The sequence below is a fragment of the Pseudoalteromonas sp. RB2-MNA-CIBAN-0110 genome (assembly GCF_040309305.1).
Taxonomy (GTDB): Bacteria; Pseudomonadota; Gammaproteobacteria; order Enterobacterales; family Alteromonadaceae; genus Pseudoalteromonas; species Pseudoalteromonas arctica.
Window position 1 is genome coordinate 1 of record NZ_JBEOOQ010000099.1, and the last position, 612, is coordinate 612.

The window sequence follows — 612 nt, forward strand, 5'->3', positions numbered from 1 at the left end:
CGTTGATAATGTAACCATAAATGCCGATGGCACATGGGAAGTAAGTGACGAAGATATAAGCTCACTTGCAGATGGAGACGTAACAGTAAGTGTTAGCGTATTTGATAACGCCGGTAATGAAGCGGTAAATACCGCAACACTAACCAAAGACACCAACGCCAATGTAACCGTTGAAATACAAGATACAGCCGATAACGTTATTAACGGCAATGGCGAAAGCTCAGCTGTAACAATTACAGGCACAGCGGTTGGTGTAGAGGATGGTCGTACGGTAACAGTAACAGTAACCGATGGCACAACAACTAAAACCTTTACTGCAACAGTGACTGGTGAAGCGTATACAATTTCAGATAAGGATTTATCAGCCTTTAACGATGGTGAAATTACAGCCATAGCTACAGTAAGCGACTTAGCTGGCAATACAGCAACCAGCCAAGATACCGCAATTATTGACCAAACAGCCGTTACCAGCATTATTGCAGCAACCGGTGGCGACAACGTTATTAATAGCGCAGAGCAATCAAGCGTGGTAGTAAACGGTGTAATAGAAGAAGCCGATACAAACCAAACCGCGACAGTCACCTTTACAGATAGCAATAACGACACAGTTGT

Annotated in this window: 1 pseudogene; it reads left to right on the forward strand. The window is 43.6% G+C overall.

The features are described from left to right. Window positions 1-612: pseudogene (locus AAEY68_RS20700) on the forward strand (hypothetical protein); the annotation flags it as partial.